General features: G+C 51.7%; 1 protein-coding gene. It reads left to right on the forward strand.

Annotated elements, in window-relative coordinates; translation table 11 throughout:
• Positions 1-279 (forward strand): hypothetical protein (locus TQ39_RS21520; RefSeq protein ID WP_207641426.1); only part of this gene is annotated, 279 nt, incomplete at its 5' end.
• Positions 280-809: the final 530 nt, after the last annotated feature.

Here is an 809-nt window from a genome sequence, read left to right on the forward strand (position 1 = left end):
TTTTTTGCCGTTGGGGCCCCGGCGCGGCGCAGCCGCGACGGGAACGGCAAAATAGCGGTGCGGGGTGGCGAAGCCATGGCCGCGAAGCGGACAACCGCACAGGGTGGTTTCGCGCAGCGAAATGCCGCGCGCGATTTTGCGCGGCAAACCCAAAAGGCGGGGCCGGTAACCGGCCAGCCCGGTTTCGCCGCAGGCGAAATGCGACCGAACGGGAGCAAGGGCCGGGGGCGTTCCGTTCGGCTAAAAAATCATGATTTCATATTCCGTATCAAATCATGATTTTTCTTCACGCCTCTCTCCGAGGCCCCCGGCCCCCCAACGGCAAAAGAGGAACGATTTTCCGCCGCGCCCTTAACAGTAAGAATGACATGACGGGCGCTTCCCGGAAAATCTGGATTTTGATTTACCCGCATCCTTCGGATGCGAGAGTGTCACAGAAAAATACTCCGTTCCTGTTCTTCCTCTTCCGCCGGCAGAGCGTGAGCAAAGGGAATTTTATTTCCAATAGAGAGAATATAGTTCGTATTCAGTTGGAATATAAAACTGAAGGGCGGAACAAATGATGCACACTGTTGCAAAAGTCTCTCGCGCCTGTAAGGCGCGGGTAAATTCACAATCAGATTTTTCGATAAGAATCTTTCGCATGTCATTCTTACTGTTAAGAAAGATTCCGAAAAATCAGTCCTTATTTGCCGTTGGGGGTCTTAGGGGGCCTCGGAGCGAAGCGTGAAGAAAAAATTGAATTTGTTATGGAATTTGAAATTCAATTTTTTTAGCGTAGCGGAACGCCCCCTAACGTTCTTTGCCTA

Source organism: Ruthenibacterium lactatiformans, from assembly GCF_000949455.1.
In the GTDB taxonomy this organism is placed as follows: domain Bacteria; phylum Bacillota; class Clostridia; order Oscillospirales; family Ruminococcaceae; genus Ruthenibacterium; species Ruthenibacterium lactatiformans.